This window comes from Blautia sp. AF26-2, assembly GCF_003460955.1.
In the GTDB taxonomy this organism is placed as follows: domain Bacteria; phylum Bacillota; class Clostridia; order Lachnospirales; family Lachnospiraceae; genus Fusicatenibacter; species Fusicatenibacter saccharivorans.
Genome location: NZ_QTWD01000004.1, coordinates 164,617 through 182,061 on the forward strand (window position 1 = coordinate 164,617; position 17,445 = coordinate 182,061).

12 protein-coding genes are annotated in these 17,445 nt (G+C 49.1%); all 12 read right to left on the bottom strand.

Annotation, left to right across the window (positions count from 1 at the left end; genetic code table 11):
• Positions 1-309: 309 nt before the first annotated feature.
• The 12 genes from DWY63_RS07125 to DWY63_RS07185 all read right to left on the bottom strand — a co-directional run bounded on the left by DWY63_RS07125 (position 310) and on the right by DWY63_RS07185 (position 17,424).
• Positions 310-1,989: an FMN-binding protein gene (locus DWY63_RS07125; RefSeq protein WP_117801724.1), complete on the bottom strand. Its 1,680-nt coding sequence runs from the start codon at positions 1,987-1,989 to the stop codon at positions 310-312.
• Between the two features lie 254 nt (positions 1,990-2,243).
• Positions 2,244-3,182 carry a translation elongation factor Ts gene (gene tsf, locus DWY63_RS07135; protein ID WP_022461153.1) on the bottom strand — a complete coding sequence of 313 codons (939 nt, stop codon included), beginning with the start codon at positions 3,180-3,182 and terminating at the stop codon, positions 2,244-2,246.
• A 120-nt stretch (positions 3,183-3,302) separates the two neighbouring features.
• Positions 3,303-4,034 (bottom strand): 30S ribosomal protein S2, encoded by a 732-nt coding sequence (rpsB, locus tag DWY63_RS07140; RefSeq protein WP_022461152.1) that lies wholly within the window; start codon positions 4,032-4,034, stop codon positions 3,303-3,305.
• A gap of 178 nt (positions 4,035-4,212) precedes the next feature.
• The gene (locus DWY63_RS18705; RefSeq protein WP_117801725.1) at positions 4,213-5,832 is read right to left on the bottom strand and encodes an HAD hydrolase-like protein; all 1,620 of its coding nucleotides are present in this window, start codon (positions 5,830-5,832) and stop codon (positions 4,213-4,215) included.
• 90 nt (positions 5,833-5,922) lie between these two features.
• A complete protein-coding gene (locus DWY63_RS07150) occupies positions 5,923-7,365 on the bottom strand; it encodes a hypothetical protein (protein ID WP_117801726.1) in 1,443 nt (480 codons plus the stop codon).
• On the bottom strand, positions 7,362-8,969 hold the full coding sequence (locus tag DWY63_RS07155; RefSeq protein WP_117801727.1) for a serine/threonine protein kinase: 1,608 nt from the start codon (positions 8,967-8,969) through the stop codon (positions 7,362-7,364). The genes DWY63_RS07150 and DWY63_RS07155 overlap by 4 nt, the downstream gene beginning before the upstream one ends.
• A 142-nt stretch (positions 8,970-9,111) precedes the next feature.
• The gene (argS, locus tag DWY63_RS07160; protein WP_022461148.1) at positions 9,112-10,878 is read right to left on the bottom strand and encodes an arginine--tRNA ligase; all 1,767 of its coding nucleotides are present in this window, start codon (positions 10,876-10,878) and stop codon (positions 9,112-9,114) included.
• 22 nt (positions 10,879-10,900) lie between these two features.
• A complete protein-coding gene (locus tag DWY63_RS07165; protein ID WP_022461147.1) occupies positions 10,901-11,368 on the bottom strand; it encodes a CBS domain-containing protein in 468 nt (155 codons plus the stop codon).
• Positions 11,369-11,643: 275 nt separating this feature from the next.
• Positions 11,644-12,894: an ABC transporter permease gene (locus DWY63_RS07170; RefSeq protein WP_055219448.1), complete on the bottom strand. Its 1,251-nt coding sequence runs from the start codon at positions 12,892-12,894 to the stop codon at positions 11,644-11,646.
• An 11-nt stretch (positions 12,895-12,905) separates the two neighbouring features.
• Positions 12,906-15,302 carry an efflux RND transporter periplasmic adaptor subunit gene (locus DWY63_RS07175; RefSeq protein ID WP_117801728.1) on the bottom strand — a complete coding sequence of 799 codons (2,397 nt, stop codon included), beginning with the start codon at positions 15,300-15,302 and terminating at the stop codon, positions 12,906-12,908.
• Positions 15,299-15,982: an ABC transporter ATP-binding protein gene (locus DWY63_RS07180; RefSeq protein ID WP_117801729.1), complete on the bottom strand. Its 684-nt coding sequence runs from the start codon at positions 15,980-15,982 to the stop codon at positions 15,299-15,301. The genes DWY63_RS07175 and DWY63_RS07180 overlap by 4 nt, the downstream gene beginning before the upstream one ends.
• Positions 15,979-17,424 (bottom strand): efflux RND transporter periplasmic adaptor subunit, encoded by a 1,446-nt coding sequence (locus DWY63_RS07185; RefSeq protein ID WP_117801730.1) that lies wholly within the window; start codon positions 17,422-17,424, stop codon positions 15,979-15,981. The genes DWY63_RS07180 and DWY63_RS07185 overlap by 4 nt, the downstream gene beginning before the upstream one ends.
• Between the last annotated feature and the right edge of the window lie 21 nt (positions 17,425-17,445).

Sequence of the window (17,445 nt, forward strand, 5' to 3'; positions counted from 1 at the left end):
TCCGTATATCCCAGCTGTCCCAGGTTTTCGTTTCCTTTTTCAGATATGCGCTGCATCCATTCCAGACTCCAGCCTAACCGCTGTATTTTTGCTGTTCCTGCCATTTCTTTCAGAATATTTTTTACTACAATCACGATCGTAGCACATTTGTATTTTAACTGCTATCCTGTTCCTATAAGGTCTATATCAAATGATTGTTAAATTTTTTATATTTTTGATGCAGTCAGGCGGGGTTCTGTTACAGCAGAAAAGCACTGCAAATACAGATGGATGTATTTACAGTGCTTATTTTGAGATTATTTTTGTTTTTTAATTCTGTGCGTCTTCGTATTCTTTTACTTTTTCTTCATACTGCTCCTGGCTCTCGATCGTATGTTTTACAATATGACCGTGCTCTTTCTGCTTATGTGCCAGATCCCGGCCAGGACGCGGTGCATATTCGTCTTCCGGGATTTCGAGTGCATTGGCGGTGGCGTGAATGATACCGTTGCTGCTGTAGGTGGCACCGCTCAAGGCGTCGATGTTAAGGCTCTGTTCTTCTTTCATCTGCCCTATCACGTAAGGCGCTGCACGGAAAAAGTATTCCTCGGTGTCGCAGTAGGAAAGGATGGAGATGTCGGTCACTTTCTGGTTTTCTACCGTTACCTGCACTTCGACATCCCCGCGGAAGGCATCGGCGGTACCCGTGCAGATACCGTCTTTCAGGTCGTGGAAACGGCCGGCGTCCAGGAATGCCTGTTTTTCTTCCGTTGTATCCGTCGATTCAGATGCTGTATTTTCCTGTACAGTATTCTCATCTCCGGCGGCTTCTTTTAACGCATTTTGAGTGGCCTCAATCAACCCTTTACTGCTGTAGGTGGCGCCGGAAACGGTATCTATCTCCTCGGCACTCTGTTTTTTCATGATTTCCGAAAAGATTCCTGACTTTGCTCTGTCCAGATATGTCTGATCATCCTCGGCGTTCTCTATCGTCAATCCGGTTATTGTTCCCTGTTCCACTTTTACGGAAACGGTCACGGTTCCGCGGTAGCCTTCTCCACTTCCGGAATAAGCGCCGTCCTGGAATCTGCTGTCCAGATTCTGTTCTGCCGTATTAATGGCCGCATCACCTGCTGTCTTACCAACGGAACCGCTCTCGCTCCGGATCAGGAACTGTGACGCTGCAATCGTAAGACAGGTCACCCCGACACCGATCCACACGCTGTATCGGTACTTCCAGTGTGCATTGTTCTTCAGACATCCGTTTATACATACCCCGCATCCAATGCACTCGCCGCCTGCCGTCTGCTCTTTTTCTGTCAGATCAATTCCCATGGTACATTTTGCAGTACAGAGACGGCAGTTTCCGCATTTGCTCCGCGGTTTTACAATTTTTAACAGCGTACATCTGGAAATCAGGCTGTAGATGGCTCCCATGGGACAGAGATACCGGCAGAAAAAACGCTGGATTAAGACGGATCCGACGAAAATCACCAGAATCAGCGCACCGCCAATCGAAAACATCGGCTTCACGCCCGGCCAGTGTCCGATGGAACTGTACTGTCCAAACACCTGCCACGGCCCTGCGATGTTCCATTTTATCATACCGCTCCATACGAAGACTGCCCAGAACAGGAGCACACCATATTTGATCCAGCCTGTTGGAACATTTCTTCCACTCTTCTTTGAATTTGAATGCAGGTTTTTCGCACCTGCTTTTCGAAACCGCTTTTTCAGCTTATTTCCTGCAAACCACAGAAAATCCTGCACAGCCCCGAAGCTGCAGAAATATCCGCAGAAAAACCGTCCCACAATAATCACCGCCGGAACCGTCGCCAGCACCATCCATACCGAATACCTGATCCGTTCCCACGAAACCGTCCCCTGATAAACTGCGGAAATAATCGTCCCAACCGCAGAAAACTGCGCCTCAAACAAGCCCGGGATCAGCAGGAAAGAAAGGATCTGAATCACTGCTTTCGGCCAGTTTCTTTTGTCTTGTTTTTTCAAATTTGTTCCTCTTTTCTTATGTTTAACGTTTCATCTCCATTACCGGACCATTCGATTTATGTTCCTGGATTAATTCACAAATCTCCGAAAGATTCATTGCCGGGAAATCTCCGGGGACGGTATCCTTCAGGGCACTTACTGCATTTCCGATGGATACTGCCTGTGACAGTAAAAAACCCTCATAAATCGTGTATTTTCTGCACATTTATGAGGGTTTTATATTTTTGCGTTATTTTTACAAATTCACAGTTGAATTATGCGTTCATCTGTTTTGCAACTTCCTCAGCAAAGTTCTCTTCTTTCTTCTCGATTCCTTCACCGGTCTCGAAACGAACGAAGCCTTTTACTGCTACGGTTGCGTTGTTTGCTTTAGCAACCTGTGCTACGTACTGAGCTACGGACTGTTTTCCGTCTTCTGCTTTTACGTATACCTGGTCAAGCAGGCAGATCTCTTTGAGCTCTTTGTTGATACGGCCCTGGATCATTCCCTGGATAACTTTTTCCGGTTTCTGGGACTCTTTCGGGTCGTTCTGAATCTGAGCCATGAGGATTTCTTTCTCATGTGCGATGTAATCAGCGCTTACTTCGTCGCGGTTTGTGTACTGCGGACGAAGAGCTGCAATCTGCATTGCAACGTTTTTAGCCATCTCTTTGAGGTCATCGTTTACAACATCTGTCTCAACGTCAACCAGAACACCGATTTTACCGCCCATATGAGTATAAGAAGCAACGAAACCGTTCTCCTCTTTTACCTGCTGGAAACGACGGATGTTCATGTTCTCGCCGATGGTAGCGATCTGATGAGCCAGCTCTTCGCCAACGGTCTCGTTGGTATCGAATTTCCAAGGCTCTGCCAGGAATCCTTCTACGTCTGCTGCAGTTGTATCCATAGCCTGCTCTGCAACCTGTGCTACATAGCCACGGAATTTCTCGTTCTTTGCAACGAAGTCTGTCTCAGCGTTTACTTCTACAGCGACAGCTTTCTTTCCATCCTCGGATACGTTCAGCATAACGATACCCTCAGCTGCGATTCTGCCAGCTTTTTTCTGAGCAGTAGCAAGTCCTTTTTCTCTCAGGAACTCCATTGCTTTGTCCATATCACCTTCGGTAGCTGTAAGAGCTTTCTTGCAGTCCATCATACCAGCACCGCTTACTTCTCTTAACTCTTTTACCATTGCTGCTGTAATAGCCATTGTTTTATTCCTCCGTATACGTGATTCAGCAGACTGCATCTTCATGCCGGTCTGCTATTGTGAGATTCGCCGAAGGGAACCTGAATTTCAAGTTCCCCCCAGTTCATTACTTCGCGTAAATTATTCAGCGTCTGTCTCTGCTGCTTCTTCGTATGCAGCTTCCTCAGCCTCGCCCTGTTTTGCCTCGATCACTGCGTCTGCCATTTTGGAAACGATCAGTTTTACGGCACGGATAGCGTCGTCATTACCCGGAATTACATAGTCAAGCTCTTCCGGATCGCAGTTGGTATCGCAGATACCGATCAGCGGAATTCCCAGTGTATGAGCTTCCTGTACGCAGATTCTCTCTTTTTTCGGATCTACTACGAAGATAGCGTCCGGCAGTCTCTTCATTTCTTTGATACCGCCAAGGTTTTTCTGCAGTTTTGCAAGCTCTTTCTTTAACTCAATGACTTCTTTTTTCGGAAGAACTTCGAAGGTGCCATCCTGCTCCATGGTCTCGATTGCTTTCAGTCTTGCAATACGGCTCTGGATGGTTTTGAAGTTGGTCAGCATACCGCCGAGCCATCTCTCGTTTACATAGTACATTCCGCAGCGCTCTGCCTCAACAGCGATAGCGTCCTGAGCCTGTTTTTTGGTTCCTACGAAAAGGATTGTGCCGCCGTCTGCTGCGATGTCTGCAACAGCTTTGTATGCGTCATCTACCATTCCTACAGATTTCTGCAGGTCGATGATGTAGATACCATTACGCTCTGTGTAGATGTACGGAGCCATTTTAGGATTCCATCTTCTTGTCTGATGTCCGAAATGAACACCGGCTTCCAGTAACTGTTTCATTGAAATTACGCTCATTGTTTTATCTCCTTATGGTTTTATTCTTCCCCATGTTTTTTCACCTTGGAACCTGTTTTTCAAAAAACAGGCACCATCCTTGGTACCGCATGGGTGCTTATTGTGCAACAGTAAGATTGTATCACAGAGTTTTTTTCATGACAAGCATTTTTTTCGCGGATTCTGCGGTTTTTTTCTGTTATTTTTGTGTTTTTCCCTGTTTATCCTTTAAAAACAGATACCAGAATGTTCCGGCGCAGATTACCGCTTCCAAAAAGATGAACATCCATGCACCTGCCGGCGCTTTTTGGGTCATCCAGGATACGAACTGGCTCCGGTAAAGTCCCCAGATATTTTCTGCCATGTGCGCAAGAACCGGGGCAAGGAGTGTTCCGCACCGCTCATAAATAAGGATCAGAAGCACACTTACCACGGCTGCATAGACAAACTGCGTCACATTGCCGTGATATGCACCGAACAGCAGACATGATGCTGCGATGCCCCAGCCGGTTCCCCAGAAATCTTTTGCCCTGCGGTAAATCATGCCGCGGAAAACAATTTCCTCTGCGGCCGCGCTCAGCACACCGACGGACAGGATCAGAAGCAGCGGGTTCTGTCCTTCATAAATCTTTGATGCCATGTCCTGATAGCCGGAAAAGATTCTGGTAAAGCCGGTCACGTTCATTACAGTATTCAGGAGATGGCCGAAGGTCATAACCAGCAGAATACAGGCGGCTGCCTCTGCCGCACTCCACCGTTTTTCCGGTTTCGGGAACATGCCTTCATCTTTTTTGTACTGTTTCCAGAGAACCGGGATCGCCGCCAGACTGCCGATTGCTGATGCAAGAACGGATGTCGCGTGCATACGCTCTTCCAGATAACCGCCGGTCGTAAACGTCATCAGGATCAGCGCCAGAAGTACGGTTGCTCCGATCAGAAACAGTTCGTACGTCAGAAGCGGTTTTAAAAGACGCCATAGCTTCCGCTGGATAGGAATTACGATTTCCTCCGTTTTTGGCTCTGTTTTCGCTGTCCTTTTTTCTTTTATATTCTCTGCTTTTTTCTCTTTCGGCGCAAAGATTCCTGTTCCACTTTCTCCTCTTGTCAGCCACGGGATACGCTCCGGCTTCATTTTTTTGATGCGGTCGCGTCTTTTCTTCTCTTCTTTCGGATCCTCCGCCAGCAGTTTCAGTTCTTCCGGTGTATCACATACCTTTGCGGCACCTGCTGCCTCGAGTTCCTCTCTTCCGCCGTACCCATACGATACGCCGACACAGAGCAGTCCGTTTTCTCTTGCCCCGATTACGTCATAGCTTCTGTCACCAACCATCACCACGTCGGAACGGCTGTCTTCTGCTCCGAGTCGGCGCAGCGTCTCTGCGATGACTTCTCCTTTATCGGTTCTGGTTTCGTTCATTTCTGAACCGGTTACTACGGTAAAATACTTTCTGATTTCGAAATGCTCCAGGATCTGCTCCACGTATTTTTCCGGTTTGGACGATGCTACCGCCAGAATTTTTCCCTTCTCTTTCAGATACGCCAGAACCTCCGGGATTCCCTCGTATACTTCATTTTCAAAAATGCCCTCTGCCTCGTACCGCTCCCGGTATTTTGTGATGGCCTGCTGTGCTTCTTCGCAGCCAAGGCCTGCAAAATTCATGAAAGATTCCAGAAGCGGCGGCCCCACGTAACAGTTCAGTTTTTCCAGATCCGGCTCTTCGATGCCAAAGGATGCCAGCGCATACTGTACGCATCTTGTAATTCCAGGACCGGAATCGGTCAGGGTTCCGTCCAGATCAAATAATATCATATCTGACATACTCTTATTTCCTCTTTTACTTTTTTATCGTATGACATGTCTTTTATTCTAGCATATCGAAATTAGAAATACAAACAAAACCGGATCAGGCTATTTTCTGCAGAGTGCACGCAGATAGCGGGTGGTCTGATTCTGAATTTCGGCAATGGCACGAATCAGGTTCCAGAGGCGCCTTAAGGACTGCAAGAGGCGGGTTCCTTTTGGTTTCTGGCTGGTTCTTTGGCTGACAAGTGTGGAAGTTTTTGGTTTCACGTTGACTTCCCACGGTTTCATGGTTCGTACAATGCCGTCTGCGCCACGCACTTTTACAGTGATGCGGTTGTAGCCTTCGGAAAGGCTCTCGGCTTTCAGACAGATTTTGTTTTCTTTCCATTCGTATTCGGCTTCGGAGCCATTTACCATGCAGGAAAGAATTTCAGCCGTGTCGGCGGCTCCCTCGAGCAGAATTTCCGGGGTATAACCGGGATCTATTTCGACGCTGGTGTCGGCCGGGCGGATAATCAGGGGGTTCGGCGCTTCGAAATCTTCGTCTGCTATCTGTGATAATATGAAATCGGCGATGATCTGCGGCGGTATTTGAGATGGCTCCTCCCCGGCACTCTCAGATGGAGTTTCGGCAGGCGGAGGACTGCTTTCTTCTGTTTGTAGCGGAGTATCATCTGGATCTTGGGTCACCTCCTCGGGCGTGGCTGCAGCAACGGGCAGCTGTTCGTCTGTTTTGAGTTCTTCTTTCTCCGGAGACGATTGCCCGGGCTCCGTTTGTTCCTGCTTTTCTGTGTTTGACTTTCCGGCATCTGGCATTACGGTAGGCTCCTCTTTTTCTGGTGCTTTTGTTTCCGAGGTTTGATTTTCTGACTCTTTTTCGGTTGACGGAGATTCCTGCTTCGTTTCTTCCATATCAGGCTTTTCCGGTTCCGGATCTTCTGGCATCAAATTTTCCGTTCCGGATTTTTCTGAACCTGTATCTTCATAATCTGGTTTTTCTGTGTCCATTTCTCCAAAATCCGTTCTCTCCGAATCTGACTCTTCTGTCTCTGATTCTTTTGTATCTGTTTCTTCACATTCTTCCTCTGATTCCGATTCCCCGGAACCCATATCTCCTGCCTCCGGCAATTCTTCTGGCTTCCCCGATTCTGAATCCTCCGAAATTTCTTCCTCCTCTTCTTCCCACCTTTCCGCTGGTTCTTTCTCCGGATCCGGAATTACCGTCGGGGGAAGCATTTTTTCTTCTTCTGTCTCTTTCTTTCCGGTCTCTGCCGGATCTGTTTTCTCTTCCGGCGGCTCTGGTTCCTGCTCTGGTTTCTCTTCTATAGGCGGTTCTTCTTCTGACTTTTCGTCCGGCAGCAGTTCCTCCGGTCCGGCTTTCCCGTCTGCATCTGTCACATCACTGTTCTCGATGATTTCAGCTTCTAATTCCACGCTTTCCACCGCACTTGCGGCCTCGCCTGTCGTCTGCTGTGTCTCCGCATGGACTTCGATTCCCTGGACGGCCAGGAATCCTGTCATCATTGCGCATATGGTCTTTTTTCTCATCCTGCTTCCTCCCATCTTTTTCTGATCTGCTGATAAAAAATGTCCTCCTCCATTCCCGGAATTTCTGCTGCCTCGTTGAGGTACTGTTCTGTTTTTTCCTGCATGTCGAACTGAAGTGCCAGCTCTGCGGCCCTGAGCAGATTTTTCCGCCGGTTTCCATCCTGTCTGCTGCACAGAAGCCGTTCGTAATAGAGAAAGCTCTCCTGGCACCAGTCCTGTTCTCTTTCCCCATCCCCAGATTTTCCGCCAAGATAGCACGCATCCGCCAGTCTCTGCCAGATAACCGCCTCCCACTTCCCCTCCATATTCTCGCCTGCGGCCTTTTCCAGCACTTCGATTCCTTTCCGCATGGCGTCTATGTCATTTTCACGCGCCAGTTCTTCGGAAAAACTGAAATACATTCCTGCAACAGCAAGATATCTGCGGCAGCGTTTTTCTTTTTCCGGCTCCTGCTGCGTGTCATCATAAAATTCAGCCAGCAATGGCGCCATCTGCATTTTTTCCCTTGCCGCATCATCCGCCAGACAGTATTCCACAAGTTCCTGCTCCACACGCCCCGCCTGACTGAGATGGTCTGCCTTTAAAAACGCTTCCCGCGCTTTCTGGTAGTTCGGCAGACTGCCTTCTTCCACCGGATTTCCGCAGAACCAGAGATCTCCCTGCTCCTCCCATTCGTCTGCCGCCGGAAACTGCCCCCATGGCATCCTGCTGGCAACTGCAGCCGCTCCTCCTGTCAGAAAAACAAAAACTGCAAAGATCCGCAGAGTCTTCCTGCCTTTTTGCTTTCTTTCCAGCCGCCGCAGTGCCTTTTTGACTTCTCCGGCAGACGCATACCGTTCCTCCGGCTTTTTCTGCATACACTTTTCCATCACCCGCCAGAGTCCTCTTTTCTGCCGCTTTTTCGCATGCTTCGCCATTGCCGCAAGCAGTGCGCCGAGTGCATAAAGATCAGAACGGGCGTCACACTTCCCGTCATACTGCTCCGGCGCTGCATAACCGCGGGTTCCATAACGGACTTCCACACCCGTTTCTTCTGTTCCGGCTGCACCGAAATCCACAAGGTATATTTCACCACGCTCTGTTATCATCACGTTGTCCGGCTTCAGATCCCGGTAGAAAACCGGCGGGTTCTGTGCATGGAGATAACAGAGAATCCCGCTCAGGGCAATTCCCGTTTTCAGAATTTCCCGGCTGGAAAACCGTTCTCCCTTACGCATACGCTGTCCGATAGATTTTCCGTTTACAGCTTCCATCACCAGAAAGCTTTTTGTCCCACTTTCCAGAAGTTCCACCGCACAGGGAATCCCGGGATATGAAAACTTCTGTAAAAGAAACGCTTCCCGGCGCAGTTTTTCCCTGTCACATATACTTACCTTGACTGCATACCGCTTTCCGGATCCAGTTTTCTCTGCAAGATAAACGACAGACGTTGCCCCTCTTCCGAGCACTGACAGCAGGCGATACTTCCCTCCCGGAAGTTCTACTTTTCCAATGATCCCGCCTCCTCTTTTTACGTCAAAGTGTTTGTCAGTCCGATATTCTGTTTTTGTACATGGATATAAATTGAGCCGAATGGCTCTTCGATAGAGTAATATAGAATCGATTTTTCAGGACGAATGTCCAAGCGGATGAAAAATCGTGATGTAAGTATAACACAACAGCCGCCGTTTCCGCAAGAACTACAGAAGCCGACGGCTGCCAAAAAAATCGCCTGTTTTTTATCTATTTTTTCCCTCTTGACGAATCTTACATCCGTTCCGGTGCCGAGAATCCCAGCAGGTCGATGCAAGTCTCAAGTACCTCGCGGACAAGATCCAGCAGTGCCAGGTAAGATGCTTTTCTTGCCTCATCCTGCTCACTTAAGATCTTGGTCTCGTGGTAGAAATGGTTGAACTCGTTTGCAAGCTCGTAGATATAAGCACAGATCTTATGCGGTGCTTTCTCCTCGAATGCGTTCTCCACAACGCCGTTGAAACGGGATACGGAAAGCATCAGAGCTTTCTCGCTGTCGCTCTTCGGTGCCAGAAGTGCGCCTTTCTTCAGTTCATTTCCCTCTTCTTTATATTTTCCGAGGATGGATTTTGTACGAACGATCGTGTACAGGATGTACGGACCGGTGTTTCCCTCGAAGGAAGTAAATCTCTCAACATCGAATACATAATCTTTCGATGCCTGGTTGGACAGGTCACCGTATTTAATAGCAGACAGTCCGACAATCTGTGCCGTTCCTCTTGCATCCGTATCTTTTACGCTGCGGTTCTCCACGATCTTCTGATACATCTCATCGTTGATCTCGCCGATCAGACGCTCCAGACGCATAACGCCGCCCTCACGGGTCTTGAACGGTTTTCCGTCTTTTCCGTTCATGGTACCAAAGCCGATAAAGGAAAGAACGGTATCATCATTCACCAGTTTTGCTTTTCTTGCACAGCGGAAACACTGTACGAAGTGAAGCTCCTGACGTTTGTCTGCCAGATAGCAGATCTCGTCCGGCTTGTACAGTTTCATACGCTGGATGATGGTTGCCAGGTCTGTCGTATCATACAGAGCTGCTCCATCGGATTTTAAGATCATGCACGGCGGGATCTCTTTTGTGTCTGTCTCTTCTTTGACATCAACAACGAGTGCGCCCTGGTCATAATGTGCATAACCATTGTCTTTCAGGTAATCTACCATGTCCGGAATGTACTCCTGTGCATCGGACTCACCCATCCACAGATCGAAATGAACGTCGAGATTTCCATAGTTCTTTTTCAGATCGGCAACAGAAACGTTCATAATGTGTTTCCAGATCGCACGATATCCTCTTCTGCCCTGCTGCAGCTCTCTCGTTGCCTCGAGTGCACGTTTCTTATAGTCCTCGTCCTCTTTCGATTTGCCGCTTGCGCAAGGATAAATCTCCTCGAGCTCGCTGATCGTAAACGGTGCTTCCTCCGGGTACTCTCCCGTAAAGGACTCATCAAAATAAACAAGCTCCGGATGGCGCTCCTGCAGCTCGGTGATGATCAGTCCCATCTGCAGACCCCAGTCTCCAAGATGAACGTCACCGATCATGTTGTGGCCCATGAAGCGTCCCATACGCTTGATGCTCTCGCCGATGATCGCGGAACGGAGATGGCCGACGTGAAGCGGTTTTGCCACGTTTGCTCCGCCGTAATCTACGATGATGGTTTTCGGATTTTTTGCTTTCTCTACAGAAAGATCTTCGTCGTTCTGCATTTTGGAAAGATAATCTGCCAGAAATTCCGGGTTGATTTTCAGGTTGATGAATCCCGGTTTTACGGCTTCAATTTCACCGATCACGCTGTGATCGGTCACTTTTTCTACAACTGCTTCAGCCAGCTGGATCGGTGCTTTGTGGTATGCTTTTGCAGCTGCCATTGCGCCGTTGCACTGGTATTCGCACAGATCCGGGCGGTTGGAAACGGAAACCCTTGCATAGGACGGGTCCATCTCCGCAGCGGTAAAGGCTTTTACCAGCTCTTCCTGGATAAGATCGATCAGTTTTTTCATAATGTTTCCCTCATTTTCTTCTTTACTGCAGAATCATCTGTTCTGCGTTTTGTTTCCGCGCGCTGCGCCGGGCTTCTTCCTCTTCTTTGATGCCGCTTTTCTGATAACAGTACTGGATGATATCTCTTCTTCGGATGATGCCGATGAAGATTCCCTCGTCATCCACAACTGGAACGAAATTCTGCCGCATGGACATCTCGATCAGGTCCTCGATGTTGCTGTTGATGTTGACGGACTCATAATTCCACCGTTTCGGAACCTGCCAGAGCGGGATATCCTCTGCTTCATGGTAATTCAGCAGATACCGTTCTTTTATGATGCGGAGCAGATCTCCTTCTGTCAGTGTTCCCACGTAGCAGCCCTTTTTGTTCAGTACCGGAACCGCCGTGTATTTATGATATTCGATCTTCTCGATGGCCTGCCGAAGTGAGCAGTCGTCATACAGATAAGCCGTTTCACTTTTCGGTGTGATAAAAAACAAAATATTCATTCGCGTATACTCCTTTTCGTTGGTCATACTCTTGTTTGATTATACCATAAACGAATGTGAAATGTCTTTGAATCTTTCTTATATTTTCATAAACATACCGAATCCGAAACTCGAATGCCTCTTTGCTGCGCCGCAAATTGCGCTTATTTTCCAGTATAACCGACTTTCCGCAAAAAGTAAAGATCTTAAGTTTCATCCGCACACGCCGCACAAAAAATCCGCACGGATCCAGCACCTACGCTGTACCCGCACGGATTTTTCAACTCTTTTTTGTTCTATTCTCTTCGCAGCGCATCGATCGGATTCAGGTTCGCTGCTTTTACCGACGGCAGCAGTCCGAATACGATACCGATCACCATGGAGAAGACCACGGAGAAAATGATTGCCGGAATACTGATCGCCACAGGCGTCTGCGATACCCTCGAAATCACCTGTGCCATGATAATGCCGCCCAGCACGCCGAGCAGTCCGCCGATGCTGGTGAGCACCGCCGCCTCGGTCAGGAACTGGAACAGAATTCTGCGTTTTCTTGCTCCGATCGCCTTTTTCAGGCCGATCTCGCTTGTACGTTCCGTTACAGATACCAGCATAATATTCATAACACCGATACCGCCGACCAGAAGCGAAATGCTCGCGATCCAGATCAGCTGCTGGTTCGTGCTCTGGCCTAACTCCTGCAGACTCTTTGCTTTCTCCAGCAGATCCTCTGCCTGATAGGAAAGAGAATCAGTTGTATTGGTCACGGATTCGTTCATGATATCCGCTGTTGTCTTTCCCACCGTGCTCATATCCTCGGTCGTTTTTGCCATCACAACGGCATTTTCCGGTTCATCATACTGGAATACGATCGGCCAGCAGACATCCGGCATCAGCACCAGCGGATAGGATTCCTGATTGTACGTATAGTAGTCATCTCTGGAATTGATGACCGGCTGGAACGAATCGGCTTTTTTGATCACGCCGATCACCGTGAACGGCTCTCCCATGATCTCGATCGTTTTGCCGACCGGCGACTCATCCGGGAAGAGTGTCAGCACTGCGGTATCGTCGAGGAGGACAACTTTGTGGGTCTTCGAGAAATCGCTCTCCACAAAGCCGCGTCCCTGATAAATCTGATATCCGCACGTCGACAGATAATTTTCATCCACGCCAAGCGCCTTCGCACTGTCCAGTGTTGTGTTTCCTTTTGCGATGCCGCTCACATACGTTCTTTCGGTGTAAAACGATGCATTTTCCACCTGATCCTGCTCGCGGATCCGCTTTTTCTGATCATCGGACAGTTTCGACACGCCGCTTGGCAGTCCGTTGTCCATCCAGTAATCACCGTCGCCCTGCTTTAAGCTGACGGTCACGTTGTTGTTTCCGGCTCCGATCAGGTTCTGTTTGATCTGCTCATTCGTTCCCTTGATCGTGGAGACAATTGAGATGATCGACGCAATTCCGATGATAATACCCAGCATCGTCAGGAAGGAACGCATTTTGTGTGACCAGATTCCCTGAAAGGAAAGTCTTACATTTTCTAACATAATGCGCCTCCTTAACTGTTGTAATAATCCGATGAACTGGATTCCTTCGTGTCTGCGCCTTCCACCACGGTTTTGCCGTACGGAAATGCAATGTAATCCTCTTCGGAAAGACCGCTCTTCACTTCGTAATAACTGCCCCACAGAAGTTTTCCGGTTACCACATTCTGTTTCTTTAATTTATCATTTTCATCCCGGATATAAACGAATTTCTGTCCGTTTTCCTCGCGGATGAATTCTTTGCTGACGTACAGGCCGTTGCCGTTTTCTACATCGTTTCCGACAGTGATTGCAATCTCGATCCAGTCACCGTTTTCAAAACCTTCTCCGCCTTCCGGGATAACGGCTGTGAACGGATAGAAGGAGGCTGGTGTCTCGCTGTACGACATGTAGCTTGTTGTCGGGTACGGAGAAATCTCGGTTACGGTTGCCGCTGCAAAAGCACCCGAAGACCAGGAAGTCACGTTAAGTTCATCGCCGACTTTTACCTGATCGAGATACGTCTCGCTTAAGTAGCCGCGCACGTACAGACCTTCGTTTCCACTGACCTGGATAAAGGCGCTTCCGTCGTTGGACGGGTTTTCTGCATTTCCAACCTTCTTTACCACACCGCTGATCGTCGCTTTTACGGTCTGGGAATCCAGGGATTTCTGCGTATTTTTGACTTTGAGTTCCTCTTCCTTCTGATCCAGCTTCAGATTACGGATCTGGCTTTCTTTTTCGCTGATGGCTTTTTTCAACTCATCTTTTGTGTAGGTCATCTGGGTATCATCACCGGAAGAAGTATTGTTATTTGCGCTGCTTCCTGTGGATGATGTAAAGAGGGACTGTACCGATGCTTTTTCACCGTAGAATACGGTTTTTGCTGTCGTCTGCACTGCTTCCGGCGCATCTTCGCTCTGCGGTTCCGCTTCCGGTTCTGCCGGGGCTTCGGTCGGCGTCGGCGTTTCCGTCGGAACTGGGGTCTCGCTCGGCACCGGAGTTTCTGTTGGAACCGGCTCTGTGGTCGGAATCGGTGTTGTACTTGGTTCCGGGCTGACGGTCGGCTCTGGAGTTACACTCGGTCCCGGCGTAACGCTCGGGGTCGGAGTTACACTTGGTGTCGGGGTAATCGTTCCTTCTTTTACCGCCACATTTGCAGTGCTGACTGCCATGGAAGTACCCTTGTCATTTTTCGCTGTCACTTCTACTGTATAGATTCCGGCATCCTCTTTTGTGATGTTTTCTTTTGTGTAAGTATCCTTAAAATCTCCGTCGATTGTCTTTCCGTTGTGTTTCCAGACGTATGTGTAAGTGACATCCGTTTCGGTGTTTTCCGTGGAATCGTCTGCCTCACCGCTTCCATTTCCGGCTTCACCCGGCTGTGTCACATCGTCCTCGGACGGACTCTCGGTTCTATCATCCGTTTTATCGTCGGCTTTCTCATCCGGCTTCTCTTCGGTATCTTTCTTCTCATTGATTCCGATTTTCAGCTTCAGCTCGCCGCCCTCTGCCACCTCTGTGTTGGCAAGCGGCGTGGTGATTTTTATTTCCGGTGCATCCGCCGATTCGGATTCTTTCAGACTCAGGACTGCTTCATACGAAGTCTCGTATGCTTTCGCAATCTTCGTTCCATCCTGCTCCCACACGGTTTCCAGCGCCTCTGCGGCTTTGTTTTCCTCATGAATCTCCAGGCGAAACCAGTATCCTTCGCTGTCCTCTTCTTTTTTCGTTCCCTTTTCATCCGCGTATCCTGCCATCTGATTCAGGAATCCGCCTGTCAGGACTGTTCCCGGTGCGCAGAGATAGGTGTATGGGTCTTCCTGCGTTCCTTCTCCTTTGTATGGTTTGGAACCAAATACAAGCTTATTCGTACTGCTGTACAGAACAGCATCCTCGTACGTCGGCTCCGGTTCTGGGGTCGGAATCGGTTCGTCCGGGAAATCCGGATCGATGGGTTCATCTGGAAAATCCGGGAAATCCGGGAAATCCGGCTCCACCGGATTCAGCGGCGTATCCGATACCGGTTTTGTCTTTTTCAGCTTTTCCAGTTCTTTTTCACTCTGCTGGATTTTCAGCTTTGTCTGTGCAAGCTGTAACTGCTGCGTTTCCAGATCCAGCTCAATCATGCTGGTATCGTATGTCATCAGCGTGTCTCCGGCATTTACCACATCGCCCTCTTTGACGAGAACCTGGGAAATGGTCTGGCTGTCGGAAAGATAGATGTTCTGGGAAGCCGTCGAGGTGATCTGGCCTTCCATGTTCATGCTGTCTCCCCAGTATCCACTCGTAAAGTCACTGACCGGATACACTTTTACGGTTGTCTTCTGCGCCTGGCGAATCCCATAATAGCCGCCGACACTTACGCCACCCACGGCAACCGCTGTCACGACTGCAATCGCTGCTTTCTTTGCGGCTTTTCCTTTTTTCATGCTTCGGCCACCTCCTTCGATTTCATCATTCCGTCGCGGATCTCCACGGTGCGCTGTGCCATCGATGCGATCTCCGCGTCATGCGTAATCATCAAGATGCTGACGCCCTCATCGTTCAGGCTCTGGAACAGCTCCATGACCTGCTCGCCGGAATGGGAGTCGAGCGCTCCGGTCGGCTCATCAGCCAGCAGAATTTTCGGATGGTTGACGATCGCTCTTGCAATCGCCACACGCTGTTTCTGTCCGCCGGAGAGCTGGGTCGGTTTGAAACTCATACGGTCGCCGAGCCCCACCCGCTCGAGGGCAATCGCTGCCCGCTCTCTTCTCTCTTTTTTCGGCACGCCCGCGTACGTCAACGGCAGGCATACATTTTCCATTGCGCTCTGTCTTGCAAGGAGTTGGAAGTTCTGGAAGACAAAGCCGATTTTCTGCAGGCGGATGTCCGACATCTGATTGTCACTGCATTTGCTGATGTCCTGTCCGTCGAGGATCAGCCGTCCGCTCGTCGCCTGGTCGAGGCAGCCGACAATATTCATCAGTGTTGTTTTTCCGGAACCGGAAGGACCCATGATCGCAACGTACTCGCCTTCTTCCATGGAGAAGTTGATGTTTTTCAGAACCGGAACCGGGATTTTGCCCTGCATATATTCTTTACAGATATTCTCTAATTCCAGAATCACGGCTGCACCTCCCCGTCATCTGCTGATCCGGCTTCCTGTGTGTCTGCCGGTTCTGCCTTACCATTGTCGGCGCCGCCGATCACGTTCGTTGTATCTTCCTCACCGCTGTACTCTGCGCCGTCCATGGTATTGTCAACCATGCCGTTTTCATCCTGCGTCATACCGTCGTCGACCATTCCATCGTCGTTGTCAAGCATACCGTCATCCACCATTCCGTCATCCTCGCCGCCGGCCGGATTGCTCTGTCCCAGTGATCCGTCGGTGCTGACTACGGTCTTCATCCCTTCTTCCAGACCGTCCTCCGGGAAGGTGATTGCATCATCTTCTGCAAGGCCGTCGGTGATCTGATATTCCATCATATTTTCATCGTGTGTTCCAAGGGTTACGCTTCGTTTTTCCAGTTTGCCTTTTCCATTATCGGCCCAGACGTAAGGATTGCTGTCGACATCGTTGATAAAGGAGTCAGACAGCCAGATTCCTGTTTTGACTTCCTGCTGGCCGACATCCGGCTCTACGTAAACGTGCTGACCGAGCATCAGGCCATTTGTTCCATCGAGCTGTACATAAAACGGATAGTTGCTTGACTGCGTCATACCGTCTCCCGAACTGCTGTAAACGTTATTGCTTCCTGTCCGTGCATTTTCCCGATCAATCTTTGTCACGGTTCCGGTCCAGGTCTGATTCTCATCTACACGAGAATGCACGATCACCTGGCTTCCTTCGGTAATCGAACCGTCGCTCATATTCTGTTCATTGATCTGGCCTTTTACACGGAAATCTCCCGTTGCAAGAACGGTCAGGAAGGAATTGTCGGAGTTGTCACCGGAGTAAGCGCCGGCGCTGCTGTCATCGTTGTTGATTGATTTTACAACACCGGCGATTTCGCTGATCACGGTCGCATTGGTGATGTTATCGTTTAATTTATCAATCTCCGCCTGTTTTGATTTTCCTTCATATTCTTTTTTCTTTAAATCCAGCTCCGCTTCCTGAATTTCCAGTGTGATGCTTGCCTGCTGGTCTTTTGATGCCTGCTTTTTGTCTTTGTAAAGCTGGTTGATATTGGTATTCATACTTGAAAGTTCATTGTTTATGCGTTCCAGATCCAGCTGCGCCTGCTCGAGGTCACTCTGGAATTTCTCGGTATCGTAGGAGAACAGCGGTGTTCCGACCTGAACCTCCTGACCGACTTCCACATAAACTTCCTTTACCTTTTTCTCGCTGTTTTTCTCTACCTTCCAGGTATTTTCCGACTCCACAACACCGGCATAGCGGTTTTCCATTCCATTTCCGGTTCCCAGATTGGTCAGGGCTTTTACAGTATTGACATAGACGACGTTATCGTCCTCTTTTGTACTGTTTCCAAGGAAATGCCATGTCACTCCCCCTCCGGCTGCCGCCAGCACTGCGACTGCACACACAATCGCGATTACTTTTTTCTTCATATGCTTCCTCCCACTTTTCTA